The organism is Acinetobacter sp. YH12094 (assembly GCF_013419295.1).
Taxonomy (GTDB): domain Bacteria; phylum Pseudomonadota; class Gammaproteobacteria; order Pseudomonadales; family Moraxellaceae; genus Acinetobacter; species Acinetobacter amyesii.
On sequence record NZ_VPAK01000022.1, the window covers coordinates 18031 to 35698 of the forward strand.

At 42.7% G+C, this 17668-nt stretch carries 17 protein-coding genes; 7 read left to right on the plus strand and 10 right to left on the minus strand.

The window, feature by feature from the left end; all coding sequences use genetic code 11:
• Complete coding sequence (locus tag FTU34_RS13890) at nt 1–819, minus strand: 3'-5' exonuclease (protein WP_180035967.1); 819 nt, start codon at nt 817–819, stop codon at nt 1–3.
• 32 nt (nt 820–851) lie between these two features.
• Nucleotides 852–1772, minus strand: a complete 921-nt coding sequence (cysM, locus tag FTU34_RS13895; protein ID WP_180035968.1) for a cysteine synthase CysM — start codon at nt 1770–1772, stop codon at nt 852–854.
• Nucleotides 1773–1925: 153 nt separating this feature from the next.
• Between cysM and FTU34_RS13900 the strand changes: the two genes are divergently transcribed.
• The 5 genes from FTU34_RS13900 to rsfS all read left to right on the plus strand — a co-directional run bounded on the left by FTU34_RS13900 (nt 1926) and on the right by rsfS (nt 7837).
• On the plus strand, nt 1926–4733 hold the full coding sequence (locus FTU34_RS13900; protein WP_180035969.1) for an ATP-binding protein: 2808 nt from the start codon (nt 1926–1928) through the stop codon (nt 4731–4733).
• 111 nt (nt 4734–4844) lie between these two features.
• Complete coding sequence (locus FTU34_RS13905) at nt 4845–5633, plus strand: crotonase/enoyl-CoA hydratase family protein (RefSeq protein ID WP_180009005.1); 789 nt, start codon at nt 4845–4847, stop codon at nt 5631–5633.
• Between the two features lie 32 nt (nt 5634–5665).
• The gene (locus FTU34_RS13910) at nt 5666–6535 is read left to right on the plus strand and encodes an NAD(P)-dependent oxidoreductase (RefSeq protein ID WP_180035970.1); all 870 of its coding nucleotides are present in this window, start codon (nt 5666–5668) and stop codon (nt 6533–6535) included.
• Nucleotides 6536–6573: 38 nt separating this feature from the next.
• Nucleotides 6574–7371: a hydroxypyruvate isomerase family protein gene (locus tag FTU34_RS13915; RefSeq protein WP_180035971.1), complete on the plus strand. Its 798-nt coding sequence runs from the start codon at nt 6574–6576 to the stop codon at nt 7369–7371.
• Nucleotides 7372–7444: 73 nt separating this feature from the next.
• Nucleotides 7445–7837 carry a ribosome silencing factor gene (rsfS, locus tag FTU34_RS13920; protein WP_086178424.1) on the plus strand — a complete coding sequence of 131 codons (393 nt, stop codon included), beginning with the start codon at nt 7445–7447 and terminating at the stop codon, nt 7835–7837.
• 92 nt (nt 7838–7929) lie between these two features.
• On the opposite strand, the gene FTU34_RS17910 is transcribed toward rsfS, so the two are convergent.
• From FTU34_RS17910 to FTU34_RS13945, 6 genes are all read right to left on the minus strand, one after another.
• The gene (locus FTU34_RS17910) at nt 7930–8205 is read right to left on the minus strand and encodes a hypothetical protein (protein ID WP_257226297.1); all 276 of its coding nucleotides are present in this window, start codon (nt 8203–8205) and stop codon (nt 7930–7932) included.
• Between the two features lie 7 nt (nt 8206–8212).
• Complete coding sequence (locus tag FTU34_RS17915) at nt 8213–8548, minus strand: hypothetical protein (RefSeq protein WP_257226298.1); 336 nt, start codon at nt 8546–8548, stop codon at nt 8213–8215.
• A 13-nt stretch (nt 8549–8561) separates the two neighbouring features.
• Nucleotides 8562–9896 carry an ammonium transporter gene (locus tag FTU34_RS13930; protein ID WP_180035972.1) on the minus strand — a complete coding sequence of 445 codons (1335 nt, stop codon included), beginning with the start codon at nt 9894–9896 and terminating at the stop codon, nt 8562–8564.
• Between the two features lie 346 nt (nt 9897–10242).
• Nucleotides 10243–11697, minus strand: coding sequence for an NAD(P)(+) transhydrogenase (Re/Si-specific) subunit beta (locus FTU34_RS13935; protein WP_078191286.1), 1455 nt, complete (start codon nt 11695–11697; stop codon nt 10243–10245).
• Nucleotides 11698–11700: 3 nt separating this feature from the next.
• Nucleotides 11701–12021 (minus strand): proton-translocating transhydrogenase family protein, encoded by a 321-nt coding sequence (locus FTU34_RS13940; protein WP_078191287.1) that lies wholly within the window; start codon nt 12019–12021, stop codon nt 11701–11703.
• 11 nt (nt 12022–12032) lie between these two features.
• Complete coding sequence (locus FTU34_RS13945) at nt 12033–13160, minus strand: Re/Si-specific NAD(P)(+) transhydrogenase subunit alpha (protein WP_111885447.1); 1128 nt, start codon at nt 13158–13160, stop codon at nt 12033–12035.
• 941 nt (nt 13161–14101) lie between these two features.
• Between FTU34_RS13945 and FTU34_RS13950 the strand changes: the two genes are divergently transcribed.
• On the plus strand, nt 14102–15019 hold the full coding sequence (locus tag FTU34_RS13950) for a DMT family transporter (protein ID WP_180035973.1): 918 nt from the start codon (nt 14102–14104) through the stop codon (nt 15017–15019).
• 122 nt (nt 15020–15141) lie between these two features.
• Nucleotides 15142–16338, plus strand: coding sequence for an MFS transporter (locus FTU34_RS13955; protein WP_180035974.1), 1197 nt, complete (start codon nt 15142–15144; stop codon nt 16336–16338).
• A gap of 53 nt (nt 16339–16391) precedes the next feature.
• Here the strand turns inward: FTU34_RS13955 and FTU34_RS13960 are convergent, their stop codons facing one another.
• Both FTU34_RS13960 and FTU34_RS13965 read right to left on the minus strand, forming a co-directional pair.
• The gene (locus tag FTU34_RS13960; protein ID WP_180035975.1) at nt 16392–17036 is read right to left on the minus strand and encodes a HEPN domain-containing protein; all 645 of its coding nucleotides are present in this window, start codon (nt 17034–17036) and stop codon (nt 16392–16394) included.
• Between the two features lie 97 nt (nt 17037–17133).
• Nucleotides 17134–17544 carry a hypothetical protein gene (locus tag FTU34_RS13965; protein WP_180035986.1) on the minus strand — a complete coding sequence of 137 codons (411 nt, stop codon included), beginning with the start codon at nt 17542–17544 and terminating at the stop codon, nt 17134–17136.
• Nucleotides 17545–17668 lie beyond the last annotated feature (124 nt).

Sequence of the window (17668 nt, forward strand, 5' to 3'; positions counted from 1 at the left end):
CTAATGTGTGGAAGATGGGAAATCAGATTGGGTGAATTCGGTACGTTGCGAGGTTTGCTGCCATACCGATAAAAAATCAGCGTGTTGCGGCTGAGTTTGTAAATATTGAATCGTGCTTTGAATCAGGTGCTGATGATCATTTAACAATAACTGTCCTTTCAGCAACAGCCAGCGTAAATAAATCAACCATGTATTGAGCACATCACCTTCACAGTAGCTGGTCAGTTCCATCCACTGTTGTTCACGCACATATTCAGGCACATGGTAGCCACCATCACCACGTTTACCGGGGAAACCAAGTAAATGTGCTGCATCGTCGAGCTTTTGAAAATGACGACCATGGAACATGGCCATGACATCCATCAAATCTACATGACGATGATGATAACGATTCTGGTAGTTATTATAGCGCTTTTGCGTATCAATCTCGCCCTGATCGAACAAACTTGGTGCAGATAGTCCGTGATACATGGCACGGAACAAAATCACAGGCAAATCAAACTGTGAACCGTTCCAACTGACCAAGGTCGGATGACGCTTTTCAAAAATAGAAACGAATTTTTTTAAAATTTCAGCTTCGCTATTGTCTTCACGGCTAAATGAAAACAACTTCATGCCCTTTTCATCAATCCATAGTCCAGAGATACAGACAATTTCATGCAAGGCCAAACGCTGAAAATCCGTGCCCGCCTCTTGGCGACGCAGTTTATTCAGCGCAGCATCTAGATCCACCTCAGGCAGATCCAGTCCATACAAATGCGCACCTGACTTCAAATCTGTCAGTGTTTCGATATCAAAAATTAAAACAGGTAAACGCATAAGTACTCACCAGTGCCGATCGGCCACTGTAATTATTCAGGATCAACAACAGAGAATAGACCAGTCGACAAGTAACGGTCACCACGGTCACATACGATGCAAACAATCACGGCATCCGGATTTTCTTCAGCCAATTTAACTGAAGCCCATACAGCACCACCCGATGAGGTACCTGCACTGATACCTTCTGTACGTGCTAAACGACGAGCTGTTTTTTCCGCTTCAATTTGCGGAATATCCATAATACGGTCAACGCGTGAAGGATCAAAAATCGTAGGAAGATATTCTTGTGGCCAACGGCGAATACCAGCAATGTTTGAGCCTTCAGACGGTTGTAAACCAACAATTTGAATATCCGGATTTTGTTCTTTTAAATATTTCGAAATCCCCATAATGGTCCCGGTGGTTCCCATTGAGCTGACGAAATGTGTAATTTTACCGCCTGTTTGTTTCCAAATTTCAGGCCCAGTAGTAAGGTAATGTGCTTCCACATTGTCTGGGTTACCAAACTGGTTTAGGACTAAACCTTTGCCGTCTTTTTCCATTTGAAGGGCAAGATCACGTGCTTCTTCCATGTTTTCTGATTCGATCAGTTCAGCACCGTAGGCACGCATGGCATCTTTACGCTCTTGGCTAGAACTTGCAGGCATGATCAAGGTCATTTTATAGCCACGCATTGCTGCAACCATAGCTAAAGCAATCCCTGTATTTCCGCTCGTCGCTTCAATCAACGTATCACCCGGTTTAATCTGACCACGCATTTCTGCTTGCATAATCATGTTATATGCAGGGCGATCTTTGACCGAACCCGCTGGGTTATTGCCTTCTAACTTGGCTAATACTGTTGCTTGAGTATGACTTGCCAGACGCTGTAAACGCACTAACGGCGTGTTGCCGACGTAATGGTCTAATAAAAAATCGTCTGCTTGAAAATCAGGGGTTGTATTACTCATTATTCACACCTATATCGAGGTGCGCCTATTGTATGAAAAAATGCCTTTGCCTGCACCCATTTGCCTCGCTTTTTCGCGAAAGTGATTAAAGCACAATCAGTTTTAAATAATCCATGCTAATATTCGGGGCATAAGGAATAAACTGCTTAAACCATGTCAAATATCAACAAAAAGCTTTTTAAACGCCTACACTTAAATCATGCCTATGGTCAGTTGATTGCACTTATTTTCGTGCCGATCACCATTTTGGCTTGTGTCGGTGCGATGTTGGTAATAACAGAAACCTCCAATGCAGCCAAAGCACAACAAAAACAAATGGCTGTCGCGATTCTGACACGCTATCAACCCACGTCAGAATCTGCGATTGATTTGCTGAATCATTACCCTTGGCAGTTTGATCAAGCTCGTAATGCCATGCAAAGCATGTTGAACGAAAAACATTTGATTCGTGCCGCGATTTTAGATCTCAAAGGTAACAACCGCCTGAGCATTGGCTTTCAAGATCAAGATATTTGGCCTGCTTTTGACAGTAAAGCATCTTTTATCGGACCGATTGCACATCAGGGCAACCATATTTATGCCCTGAAAATTTCAGACTCAACTCAGACGCCGGCATGGTTAAGCATTGAACTGGACAATCAACCGCTGCAAATTGCCCGCTATCGCGTGTTAATCGTGTTGATTGCAACGGGTTTATTGACGCTCTTATTACTTTTGCTGTGTTTGAATTTTTATTCACGTCGTTGGATCGCACCAATGTACGAAATTCGCATGCAGTTACAACGTTTAAATGCCGACACTCTAGATCAGCACATGATCATTAACAGTACTGGAGAACTCCGGTTATTACAGCGTGATATAGCCAATGTGGTTAAACGCTTACATTTCAGTTTCTTAGAGCTACGTGAACATACCGAACAAACGGAAGATGACTTAAGACGCACGCTTGATACTTTAGAAGTGCAAAATATTACCTACCGTCAAGCACGTGACCAAGCAATTCAAGCCAACCAATCAAAATCGGTGTTTTTGGCCAATATTTCCCATGAACTGCGCACACCGCTGAACAGTATTGATGGCTTTATTCATCTTTTACTGCGCCAAGGCAACCTCAGTAATGAACAAAATTTATATCTACAAACGATTCGTAAATCTTCTGCGCATTTATTGGCTTTAATTAATGACGTGCTTGATTTCTCGAAAATCGATGCAGGCAAGCTAGAACTCGAAACTGCGCAATTCGACTTAGAAGAAGCCGTCTTTGATGTGATGGATATGTTGTCGCCATTGGCAGCACAAAAACACATCGATATGACCTTCTACTATGCGGACAATGTGCCGAAATTTGTTGTTGGTGATGTCCTACGCTTCAAGCAAATTTTGACCAACTTAATTTCAAATGCAATTAAATTCACTCCAGATGGTGAAATTATTGTCCGTGTCCGTATGGAGCATGATGACATCGGTCAATGTCTGCTGCACTTTAGTGTACAAGACAGTGGTATCGGCCTAAGCGGTACCGACCGTAAGAAACTGTTTGAATCCTTCTCGCAAGGTGATGCATCTGTTACCCGCCAATTTGGTGGTACAGGTTTAGGTCTTGCCATCTCCAAACAATTGGTCAGCCTAATGCATGGACAAATTGGTTTTGAAGATAACCAAGAACGTGCCCCAACAGAAAAAGGTTCAACCTTCTGGTTTACTGCGCGCTTTGTGGTCGATGAAGAAATTGAAATTGTGCATCCACAATTTAGCAATCTACAAGTCGTTTCCTACTTAGCACATCCAGCAACCGCCAATGTCCTGCGTCATTACTTAGAAAATTATGATGTTGAACATATTGAAACGCAGTCAATCCTAGATTTATTTAGTCGACTCAATCAGCTAAAAACCAATGAAAATACTTGGTTAATTGTTGACCATAGTGGCGACTCTGAAGCTTTACTGAAAGAAATTCGTCATCGTTATAGCGGTAACTTAGCAGTTTATGGCTACCAAATGATACTCGATCCAAGCATGTTGAACGAGTATCGTGCTCGCCCATTGCATCAACCACTTAGCCGTACAGCATTGGTTCATTTATTGAGTAATGAGCCGTGGTTTGATCAGGAGCAACATGAAGAATTTAATGGTCAAGGTCTGCACATTTTAGCTATCGACGACCATTTACCAAACCTGATTGTGCTTGAAGCCCTGCTCTCTGAGCTGAATGTGAAAACCACCAAGGCTTTGAGTGGACAAGAAGCCATTGAAATCATTCAAGCTCGCCAAGAGCAAGGTTTGACGGCTTTTGACCTCATCTTTATGGATATTCAAATGCCAGTGATGTCAGGTGTCGATACCACGCGCGCCATTCGTTCACTTGAGTCGACTTTTGAAAATCATAAGCGCCTTCCAATTATCGCTTTGACGGCACATGCGCTCTCCGATGAAAAACAAAAGCTCCTGCAAAGTGGTATGGATGACTATGTCACCAAGCCCATTCAAATGGATCAAATTATTCAAATCTTGACCCAATGGACTACCGATAACTTTAAGAAAGTGCCGGTTTTAGAGCGCAGTTCAGTGATTGAAGCCCTAGAGCCGAGTATTTTAGATTGGCAACAAAGCTTGCAGCTGGCCGCGAATAAAGAAGACCTTGCAGTCGATTTACTAAAAATGCTCGTCGATAGCTTTGAGCAAGAAATCCATGAAATGGCACAGCTCATAGAAGATGAAGATTTTCCACAATTAGAGCATGTACTACATCGGCTTTATGGCGCAACCCGCTATGTGGGCGCTCCGACCCTCCAAGAGGTTTCAGGTCAATTTGAGCAATTTGTATCGACCTTACGTAAGGAACGCCGTAAAGCGGATGACGCATTTGTTCAAGAAACCCTGAACCGTTTTGATGAGTTAAAAAATGTCATGGCGCAAGTTGAACACGCAGCTCAACAAATCTTAGCCAAACAAAATAATTAAGCGCAGTCCGACTAAAGTCAGTGCCGTCTAGCTTCTGTTGTGACTGCACTGTCATGTATCCTGTCAGGGTGCATGCTATGCTCGGGCGCAGAAACAACGAGAGTAATTACCATGGCTTTATTACGTGTAGAAAAAAATAATGGCATTGCAACGGTTTACTTAAACCGTCCAGAAAAACGTAATGCAATGAGCTTTGCATTGCTCAAAGAATTGGTCAGCACCGCTGAAAAATTAAAAAAAGATCGTAGCTTACGCTGTGTCATTTTAACGGGTGAAGCCAATGTATTTAGTGCTGGCATTGATTTGGCTGACCTCAATGATCCGAAAAATCGTGCCTACGCCGCATGGGAACTATTAAAACCCGGTCAAAGTTTATTTCAAAAAGCCTTCCTGATTTGGCAACAGCTTCCTGTGCCGGTGATTGCTGCACTTGAAGGCTTTTGCTTTGGTGCAGGCATGCAACTTGCCTTGGCTGCCGATATCCGTATTGCCCACCCGAAAACGCAAATGTCGATTATGGAAAGTCGTTGGGGCTTAGTTCCTGATATGGGCTTAACTCGCTCACTCAAAGGTGTGATAGGACTGGATTTAGCCAAAGAATTAACCTTAACAGCACGTATTTTTGACGCAGAATATGCCAAGGAAATTGGATTGGTGACACATTTAAATGAACAGCCTTTGCTTCAAGCGCAGCAGTTAGCCGAAGAATTATCACAACGTTCACCAGATGCCTTGGCAGCGGCAAAACAAGTACTAGATGCCATGGAACATAGTCCAAAACGTTCTTTACGCTTAGAAAAAATCTGGCAATTAAAATTACTGCTCGGCAAAAACAGCCAATTGGCACGTAAAAAAGACAAGAACCCAGAGGTTCAGTTTTTACCACGCCAATATAAGTAAAATAGTCACACAGGATAGATTGAGTACAGCAAATGGCGTTTGATCGTAATACAAAAATTGCATTTCTAGGTATGGGGCTGATGGGTAGCCGTATGGCCACGCGTCTCATTCAGGCAGGATTTGAAGTAGCGGTGTGGAACAGAACTGCTGCTGCGTGTGATGAGTTGATTGCGATTGGCGCGACAGCGCTTCAATTGGAGAAGATTACCCATTATCCTGTGGTTTTATCTTGTCTCGCAGACGATGCTGCTGTTGCTGCGGTATATGCAAGCATCGAAAATCATTTAGCGGCAGGACAAATTATTGTCGACTTCTCGAGTCTTTCTGTGAATCAAACTCATCAATTGGCTCATGCTGCAAAGTTGAAACAAGTCACTTGGATTGACTCTCCTGTTTCTGGAGGCACAGCCGGTGCTGAACAAGGCACTTTGGTCATCTTTGCCGGTGGTGATGCTCAAACGATTCAAGATTTGAGTCTGATCTACAATGTTTTATCTCAACGTGTTACTCGCATGGGCGACTCAGGTACAGGTCAAGCCACCAAAATTTGTAATCAGCTGATCGTCGCTGCCAATAGCACGTTAATCGCAGAAGCTGTCGCATTGGCCGAGAAATCAGGTGTAGACACCTCTTTATTAGCACCAGCACTTGCCGGTGGTTTTGCAGATTCAAAGCCTTTTCAGATTTTAACCCCACGTATGGCAACGCATCAGTTCGAGCCTGTGCAATGGAAAGTTCAAACTTTATCTAAAGACCTGAATAATGCAGTCCAACTAGCTGCCCAGTTTGAATTAAGCATCCCTGTTGCCAGCCTAGCTTTATCGCAACTCAAAGCCCATCAGGACAATGGTTTTGCAGAAAAAGATCTAGCTACCATCATTCAACATGTCGAACAAAACTAACAACACTTTAGAAGTGAATTGCTTCAAGGACGATATACATGACTCAGCTCGCGGTTAACTTATCCATGATTTTTACCGAAGTGCCGTTGTTAGAGCGTTTTGCTTTGGCTCGTGAACACGGTTTTAAGCATGTAGAAATTCAGTTTCCTTATGAGCTGAGTATTGAGCAAATCCAAACCCAACTCACCATCAATGATTTAAGCCTATGTCTAATCAATGTCCCTGCGGGTGATTTGATGCAAGGCGGTGATGGTCTTGCGGGAGTTCCGGGGCGTGAAAATCAATTTCATCAGGCCTTAGAACAATGCATTCGCTATGCCACTGCGTTAAATGTACCGAGTGTCAATATTTTAGCCGGCAAACAGCCACAAGATGCCGACTTGCTGCCATGTTTAAATACCCTGTCGAGCAACCTTAAATTGGCGTGCCACATGTTGTCTGAACATCATATTCAACCGGTATTTGAAATAATTAATGGCACTGATATGCCTCGTTTTTTGGTTCAAAATATTGCCCAAGCTCAGGAAATGCTTGAAGCTGTACAAAACTCTGCCCTCAAGATGCAATATGACTGCTACCACATGGCGATGATGGGTGAAGACATCCTCAGTACTTTGGCAGAAAATATTCAGAATATCGGTCATATACAGCTTGCTGACTGTCCGGGGCGACATGAACCTGATTCAGCGCAAATTCCATTTGCAGAGATTTTTAAATGGTTAGATCAAAGCCAGTATACAGGTTACATCGCTGCTGAATACCGACCACGAAGCAACTCATCACATTCTTTTGCGTGGAAAGACAAATACTTCCCTCATTTAGCCAATGGTCAATGACGTGTTGATTTGAAATTCATCAACAAAACCGCTATATTAGAACATGTAAAATTGTCAGGAAATCATACCCTCTATGAATTTAGAACCATCGCCCAGCGCTTCTAATTCTCACGATCTCGCAAATATCAAAGATGTACAAGCTTGTTTAGCTGTTGTACGTGAAGCACTTGAAGATGTAAAAGCCAAAGATATTGTTGAACTTGATATCAAAGCAATCAGCAATGTCGCAGATGCGATTGTAATTGCGAGCGGTACTTCAACTCGTCACATTAAGTCTCTTGCAGACAACGTGGCAGAAGAAGCACGTAAAGCTGGATTCCGCCCTATCGGTGTTGAAGGCGAACGTGATGCAGAATGGATCCTGATTGATCTCGGTTTTGTAGTGGTACATGTGATGTTACCTACAGCACGTAAATTCTATGATCTTGAAAGCTTATGGCGTACAGCTCCAGAAACTGTAGCTTAAGCTTCCAGAAAAAAGCGACCTAAATAGGTCGCTTTTTTTATCCCTTGATTTCATACACGGACAATCAGCTTCATGGTGTTTTACCCCCTACATTAAAGCAGTTGGTGTAAATCCACCTCAGGATAGTTGGCTTTAATTTTCAGCTTGGTTTGTGCATAAACTTGGTCCGCACGCATCGGTCCATAAAAGTCACAATACACTTCATAAATGCTTGTTAAAACTTTGGCATAACTGGTCAAGGACAAAAACTCGATAAAACTCGCCGTATTAATTTGTGCATTTGCTGCAATTGCCAGCCCAATTTCTTCTAATTGCTGAATCACATCTTGGATGAAATCAGCTTGATCTTTAGACTTCACCGTCAGCATGACTGACTCAATAAAGCCTAAAAAAGGCCTCACTAATGGTCTCTGCAATGAGCTCGTCTTCTTGCACCTGCTTCTGCGGTTTTTCAACCCTTAACAGTTCCTGCTTTTCTAAGGTAGATAACTCATACAAGACTTGCTTCAGCATATCTTTACGATAAAAGCGAAGCTCCTCTGTGGTACAGATATCATTTAAGAAGCGATTCAAGACAAATGACGGTTTCATACTGTACTGCTGCTCCCAGTGCCGTAGCGCACTGTCGAGTAAAGTCCCATGAATAAATTGTTGTAAGCCTTTTTCTAAAGCTTCGCGGCGTTGTGCCAAATTCAAGAGTTCGGTACTCATTGCTTTACTCCTGTTAATGACGCTTGGTCATATCATCCGTTTCAAAAGTCACATCTTTTTGAAACTCGGGATAAGACAATTCAGCATGTTCGGTATAGTCCAAACCACGTTGTTCATGTTGCTTACTCACACGTAAGCCACCCAACAATTTGTCCAAGACCTTAAATACAATGAACGCAACGCCAAAGCCCCATAAAAAGGCTGCAATCACTCCAAGCCCTTGTATCGCGATGACATCGCCATTAAACATGTTATTTTCAAGGAATATCCCTGCCGCCAATGTTCCCCATGCGCCACAGAAACCATGTACCGTCACCGCATCCACCACATCATCCAGTTTCATTTTTTCCATGAGCATTGGCAGGAAGGTCACCATGACACCTGCACATAAACCGGTGATGACCGCATACAGTGGAGACATCGTTGCACAGCCTGCCGTAATGGCAACCAAGCCACCCAGTGAGGCATTGATCGTGCTGCGGATCAAAATCGCTTTAGATCGGATGAGGCAGAGCAACATATATGCAACCGCTGCCGAACACGCTGCAAGATGCGTATTTAAAGCAATACGTCCTACGCCGACATTGGCATTAATGGTCGAGCCTGCATTAAAACCAAACCATGCTAACCATAAAATAAAACTACCTAATGCCACTAAAGGTAAGTTATGCCCCGGTAAATAATGGCTTTGCCCATTGCGTCCAAATCGCCCCAAACGTGGGCCCAGTACGATGATGCCAGCTAAAGCCACCCAGCCGCCCATAGAATGCACCACGGTCGAACCTGCAAAGTCGATAAACCCGAGTGCTTTTAACCAACCGTCTCCGCCAAATAAACTGCCCCATACCCAACTACCAAAGACAGGATAAATCAGACCGGACACAACGGCCGCACTCACCACATAAGCCACAAAATGAATCCGCTCCGCCATTGCACCACTGGCAATAGTGGTTGCCGTTGCAGCAAACATCATTTGGAAAAATAGAAGGTTCCAGTGCCAGTCATCCAGTTGATCGGGTGCAAAATGACTTAAGCCAAACCAGCCCGTGGTATTAACCCCAAACATCAGACCAAAACCCATCAACCAAAACACCAGCCCCCCCCCCAAGCAGGCATCCATGTAGTTTTTCATGAGTACATTCACGGTATTTTTACTGCGAACTGAACCACTTTCGATCATGGCAAATCCAGCTTGCATAAAGAACACCAAGATGCCGCCCAGTACCACCCAAATACTGTCGAGCGAAATACGAATGTCTTGAATATTACTGGCGATTTGCGGGTCAACTGCCCATGCAGTCGATGTCAGGACACTCAGAAACAGTGCCATCAAGTATGTTTTTTTCATGATTATTCCCCCAAGAATAACCATGCTGTGCAAAAAGAATACCAAATTTCAGACAATTAATTATTTTTCAATGCATTGCGTCACAATATAAGTTCGCGACAATATTTTGAATCACTGAGATTGAATTTAATGAAACAAAACAGCGCATCAATCTGCACCTTTGTTTCAAAACACGCATCAATTTGATTCAAGCACCTGATGCGCTAAATATTTGTGCACTTTTAGTGTGAAGCATCAATTAATCAAAAGCGAAGAAAATAAAAGCGAAGAAAACAAAAAACCACCCGAAGGTGGTTTAAATCTTCCTCAATCCCGCTTTATCACAGCGGGACTTTGGGAGCATGGATTAATGACCGCCGCCATTAATGGCTTTTGTCATATCTTCCACAACTTTCTTCGCATCACCGAAGATCATCATCGTTTTATCATTATAGAACAAGTCATTGTCTAGACCTGCGTAGCCTGTAGCCATAGAGCGTTTGATCACCATAATGGTACGTGCTTTATGCGCTTCAAGGATTGGCATACCGTAAATTGGAGAACTTGGATCGTCTTTTGCCGCTGGGTTGACAACGTCATTCGCACCAATCACTAGTACTACATCTGTTGCTGGGAAGTCTGAGTTGATCTCGTCCATTTCAAGAATGTCTTCATATGCAACATCAGCTTCAGCTAAAAGTACGTTCATGTGACCCGGCATACGACCTGCCACTGGGTGAATCGCAAAACGAACTTTTACACCTTGCTCTTTTAAGATTTCACACAATTCTTTCACGGCATTTTGTGCACGACCTTGCGCCATACCATAACCAGGTACGATCACCACGCTGTCCGCATTTGACATCAAGAAACCAGCATCGTCTGCAGAACCTGAACGGTGATTACGCTGTGCTTTTTCACCATTATCCGCTGCAGCTACTGCTGTACCACCCATTGCACCACCAAACAAAACGTTGATGATTGAACGGTTCATGGCTTTACACATGATGTAAGACAGAATTGCACCTGATGAACCAACCAGTGAACCTGCAACAATCAGCATGTTGTTTTCAAGCGTGAAACCAATCCCTGCTGCAGCCCAACCTGAGAACGAGTTCAGTAGCGATACCACCACTGGCATATCACCACCGCCTACTGGCGCAATCCATACCCAACCAAATGCAAGTGCAAGAACAGTCATTGCCCAGAAAGCATTCATGTTGCCTGTGGTAAAGAAGTAGATACCACACGCCAACATCGCTAGGAAAATTAAAGCTTGAACAGGTTTTACCCATCCACCTGAAATGGTTTTTGCCCATTTCTTCGCAGCCAATTTACCGTAAGCAAATACCGACGCTGTGAATGTAATCGCACCAACGAAACAGCCTACAAACAATTCAAATAAATGAACTTTGCTCATGTGGGCATGTTCTACACCCGCTGCTGTTAATACCGCTTCATTCTCCGCGAATGCCGCAGTCAATTGGTTGTTATGTAGAATCGCAGCGATCGCAATCAGTACCGCAGCCAAACCGACCAATGAGTGCATCAGTGCCACAGTTTCAGGCATTTGCGTCATTGGAACTGTTTTTGCACGTGCAATACCAACGACCGCACCCAACACCATTGCACCCACAATCATCCAAATCACTGGATGATCTGCGACAAAGAATGTAGTAATTACAGCAATTGCCATTGCGATCATGCCATAACGGTTACCTTGAATCGCAGTTTTTGGACCAGACAAACCACGCAACGTTAAGATAAAAAGAACGGCACCAATCAGGTAGAACCAATCCGCATATTCTTTAATGAATTCCATGGATTAACCCTCTTTTTTCTTTTGCTTAGGTTTGAACATTTCAAGCATACGTGCAGTCACCGCAAAGCCACCAAAAATGTTGATACTTGCTAGGAAAACGGCAATCGCACCTAAAATACTCACTACGTTAATGCTTTGGAACTGTACGCTTGCATCCACAATACCTGGGATACCAACGGTTTGAATCATCGCACCAACGATAATGATCGATGACAAAGCATTGGTTACAGCCATTAATGGTGTGTGTAGCGCAGGTGTTACCCCCCAAACCACGTAGTAACCAACAAAGATTGCCAAGACAAAAATAGTAATCGTTTCAACCATGATGATTCTCCTTAACCACGTTTCAGCAGCACTTGGCCGCCATGAGTGACAAGTAGTGCTTTTTGAATTTCTTCTTCAGGGTTAATTGCGAAGTTCTTTTCGCTATCAAACAGGGTTTCAATGAAATTCAAAACGTTACGTGCATACAGTGCCGACGCTTCAGTCGAAACTGTTGAAGGAATATTTGGAATACCGAGAATTTTCACGCCATTTGCAGTCACAACATTTTCGCCGCAAACAGAACCTTCAACGTTACCGCCAGTTTCAACCGCCATATCTAAAATGATTGAGCCCGGTTTCATTTTGGCAACGGTTTCTGCTTTGATTAAACGTGGTGCATCACGACCCGGCAATAATGCTGTCGTAATCACAATGTCAGCATTCGATACGGCTTTATCAACAATAATCGCTTGATCACGAATGTAGTCTTCACCCGGCATCCAACCATAACCATTTTTCGCAGCATCGGCTGCTTTTTGTTGCTCTTCTGGTGACATTGGTACGTCTAACCATTTACCACCCAAAGATTCAACTTGGTCACGTGCTGTAGGACGTAAGTCAGTTGCTTCAACTACGGCACCTAAACGTTTTGCTGTTGCAATAGCTTGTAAGCCTGCAACACCTACGCCCATGATCACAACACGTGCAGGTTTCACTGTACCTGCTGCTGTCATAAGCATTGGGAACATACGTTGATATTCTGCCGCAGCCAAAAGCACAGATTTATAACCTGAAAGGTTGGCTTGAGATGAAAGTACGTCCATGTTTTGCGCACGAGATAAGGTCCGTGGCAAAAGTTCCAATGCAAATGCAGACACGTTTTGTGACGCAAATTGGTCAAGTTCGGTGTTGCGGTAAGGGTCAAACATCCCCACAACGGTGGTACCCGCTGTGAGTTTTTGAATTTCGTCACCTTTAGGTGCACGAACTTTCAAAATCATTTGACTACCGGTATAGGCATCATCCGTAATTTTGGCACCAACTTGTTCATAGGCACTATCGATGTAAGCAGCGTTTACCCCTGCTCCACGTTCAATAACGACGCTATGACCAGCGCTGATCAACTTCTTTACTGTTTCAGGCGTCGCAGCGACGCGATTTTCACCGACAACAGTTTCGGCTGGAATTCCGATCTGCATGAGCGTTCCTCAAGCTAATTTTTCTTAAGTAAACATCGCAATCCGCGATGTCTCCCCTCAGGATGTGTTTTTGTACAATTTTTGGATTCTAATTGAACTTTTTTAAAATACTACCCAATATTTATTTAATAAATACCCATATTTTGAACTCATGATTCATGAAAAGAATGGTGCGATATTTTATTTATGCAGTTTTATTTGTCGATTTATTACTCATTTTTATCCTATTTATAACTTTTTAATATTACTTAAGACCAAAAACATAAATAATTTCGTTAGTTTTAGTGCAGATTGTTTCACTGTGTTGATCATTGTGACATTTTCATTCAACACAGAATGACCTGAACGTGTCGTGAAAAATCGACTTAAGTCAGGTAAAGCCACTCTTTCATCCAAACTGCATCAGCTCGTTGACTCATTTGACAGTTTTGACGTGCTGACCTGTGTTGAAAACTGACTTTTTTCTGCCACAGTCTCGTCAAATCGGTCAGCTTGAATATCCGATGGATTTTTGCGCACGTTTCGGGTTTATTGAGATCTTGCCCTCCCCACCTGATGCTTCGCCTTAAGTCTTAGAATTGACTTTTTTAGCTAAAAAAATAATTTTTTGAATATTTAGCATTATGATATCGCTACTGACTTTCTATCCCAAAAAAACACTATTGCACCATTTATGTGCAATTTTCACCTTAAATGTTTCAGCCTGATATATTTGACCTGCCGAGTCATGTTGAGATTAAAAAATTCAAAACCAAATTGCTCATTTCTTCCGCTGTTTTTCATGTTTGATCTAGCAATCCCTTATGCATAAAGGAATAAGTCCTATTCTTTTTTTGCATTTTTACTCACACGATGCATTTTTTATAATCAAAATGACAGTTCAAATTTATCGGAACAATGCTGTCGAATTCGTTCAGTCGTCATGAGGCACACCTTAACTTATGTCAAGAAACCTTAGTCCGCACTTCATCGGTGCAATTTTTGCGCTGATTGCTGCCTTCTTGTTTAGTACCAAAGCGATTTTTATTAAGCAAGCCTATGCACTTTCTCCTCTTGTCGATGCTACAGTCCTCATGGCTTTACGCATGATGAGTGCATTGCCGTTTTTCTTGGTCATTGCATGGCTGAGTCGATGTTCCTATCAAACGATTCAACGAAAAGATTGGGTGCTCTTGCTCATTTCAGGATTAATCGGCTATTACTTTTCGAGCTGGCTCGACTTCCGTGGCTTGATGTATATCAGTGCTTCGCTTGAACGAATTATACTTTTCCTATATCCCACATTAACCGTGCTGGCTTCCGCTGTTTTATTCAAAAAGCCACTGAGTTTTAAAACCATCCTTGCCCTGATTTTAAGTTATGGCGGGACAGTTTTAGTGATGCTACAAGAACAAAGTGCCACACCACATGATCAGTACTTTTGGCTCGGATGTAGTTTGGTTTTTGCCAGTGCCGTGTTATTTGCGATTTATTTATTACTCACGCCAGGCCTCATGCAAAAGTTTGGTTCTTTACACTTTACCGGTCTAGCTCTGAGCATTGCCTGCATTGGGACGATTATTCATTTTCTATTTGCAACACCACAGCCCATTGCCTTGCTCCAACAACTCCCGAGTCAAGCCTGGCTGTATGGTTTAGCGCTCGGACTATTGGTTACAGTGCTTCCAACCATTTTAATGATGCAAAGTATCGTCCGACTTGGGGCTGCACAATCGGCTATGATTGCCTCTATCGGGCCCATTTTAACGATTTTACTGGCTGTCGCGTTGTTGAATGAACATTTAAACCTATGGCAATGGGTCGGTTGCGGTCTGAATATGCTGGGTGTCTTGATGATCAGTCTCAGTAAGAAATCCTAATCGCGAGCTTGGATACTATTCACAGAGAAACACTTTAAGACCTGTTTGATTTTCCTTATAGTGACCACAACAGCGTGGCAGCAAATTCTTTGCATACGCTTCCCCCAAAATCTGGACAATTTATGAAAGCCTCGATCGACATTAGCCATGATAAAACCCTGTTGTGGCTTATGGCTGCTGCATGTGGTTTATGTGCGGGTGCCAATTATTATTGCCAACCTTTAGTGGCTTCCATCCAACAAAGCTTTCAAATTTCACAATCAGAAGTGGCGCTAACCGTCACTTTCGCGCAAATTTCTTATGCTTTGGGTCTACTGTTTATTGTGCCGATTGGCGATATTGTGAATAAAGCCAAATTTATTCCACTGCTCATGCTTGGAGCGACTGTGGGTTTAGCCCTCTGTGCTTTTTCAACCAATCTATACATGCTTTGGGCAGGAACCATTATCACCGGGCTATTTTCAGTGGCTGCTCAGGTCCTCATCCCTTTGGTCACGGTTGCGATTCGACCTGAAAAAATTGGGGCAGTTGTTGGCTTTTTAATGAGTGGGTTATTGGTCGGCATTCTGTTATCAACCAGTCTCTCTGGCTTATTGTCCTATCTGTTTCATTGGAAATCGATTTACATCCTCAGTGCGCTCTTGATGTTGGTATTAGCCGTCTTACTCAAAAAACGTTTGCCCGTGGTCAGCATCACACGGATGCCCTACAGCCAAGTTTTCCAATCCATGGGTGCATTACTCAAACATGAGCCACGGTTAATTTTCCGATCTCTGATTGGGGGCTGTGTCTTTGCTGCGATGAGTATGCTGTTTTCCACCATTGCCATGTTACTGACTGAGCCACCTTTTCATTTGGCAGATGTTTGGGTCGGTGTTGTAACGTTAGTTGGTGTGTTTGGTGCCCTATCAACACAATGGATTGGGCGTCGGGCGGATTTGGGCTTTAACCGAAAATTAACCTGGCTCGGTTGTAGCATCTTAGCCCTGAGTTGGGGACTGCTGTATATGGGTGGAAGCTCCCTCGCCTTTTATATTTTGGGCTATGGTCTAATCAACCTCGGTTTGGCAATGGTGCATAGCTGTAATCAAAATATTATTTTCCAACTCAACCCGATTGCACGATCTCGAATTAATTCAATTTACATGACTTTTTATTTTGTCGGTGGTGCATGTGGCTCAGCTTTGGGCGTATTTGCATGGCATCATGGCGGCTGGACCACCACCTGCATGACAGGGATTGCCTTAGTCATTGCTGCTGGATTTTTTGTATTGATCGATCAACTCTATACTGCGCGGCAACTAAAATATCCACAATGAGAAGTATTCATCACCGCAATAAAGCCACATTACTGTGGCTTTATTTTTGCAAATTAACTGACCTGCACCACAGGATAAAAGGGTTTGCCTAAATCCAAGGTTTCTGCATTTTCCAAAAGAATCACCATAAACACCGGTAAGAGTGCCAACAGTATTGTGCAGCCGTCTTGAAGCTGTTTCCGATTGACCGAACTTTTATAGGTCGCGCCGCCATGAACCATTTGATTGCGTAGCGTATACATGCGATTGAACAGCACCATTAAAATATCAACGGAATCTTTTTCTTTAAGCGCGCGTAGTACTTTCTGTTTTTCATGCGCCAGGCCCTCTTTGCATGCGTCATGGCTAATTTTTTGATTTTGATAATCACAAAAACCTTGATAAACATAGGGATTATCTAAAAATAACCGTATCGGCTGGCTAAAACGCTCCCATAAAATATTATAGATTTTATGCTCTGCATCCTGTTGGCAAATCACATATAAAAACTGTCTTAAGCTTTGCTTGTCCTGCGCAATCTGTAAGTCTTGCGCATATATTGCGTTGAAGGACACCCACAAACTGATAAATTGCAAATCGAGGTCATCTTGAAGATCAATCGACTTTTTCAGCCAACTTAAACCTCGATGAATGCGTAAATTAAATTGGTCGGTATGTTCCGACTTTTTACTTTTGAATATTTCTTCAAGTAGCATCATGCCTGCTAAATTCCAATGGATAATTCGTTTATTTTTCTACCATTTGAACTTAGCGCAATTGCTTACCAGCATGCAATCAAAATATCTCTGTATTCAACTATTTGGTTTCATCTTGTGTAAGATAGGTATAACGTTCTAACAGATCATTTTTATCAAAAATCAATTCATAGGACATTTTCTTTCCATTAAAAACGGATTCGGCAGGTGTTCCTAAAAGTTCCCATAACCCCACGGTCGCCACATCTGCAGCACCATGCCAAAATGCACGTCCGACTTTACTGGCAGTCGAATAACCTTGGGTAAAAGTATAAATTTCATGTCGTTTGCCATTTTTATATTCAGAGGTGATTGGTGCACCAAATTCAGCAATCACCAAGTTACGAGATAGCCCTTGTTGAATCATTTCGGTATTTTTCTTGTTTGGCTGCTTGCTTGCCATGACAACTGAACAGCCTGTTGTGCCTGACAATGTAAAAACTAACGCTATTCCTAAGCAGGTCTTTTTCATCATGTGGTATTCCCCAAATTCTTCACATTTCTATTTTTAATTTTTGATTTTCATCTGCTGTTGATCTTAATTGTTTCTTTCATCTTTTTCATTTTTTTATACGACTATTCGTCTGATTTTTAGA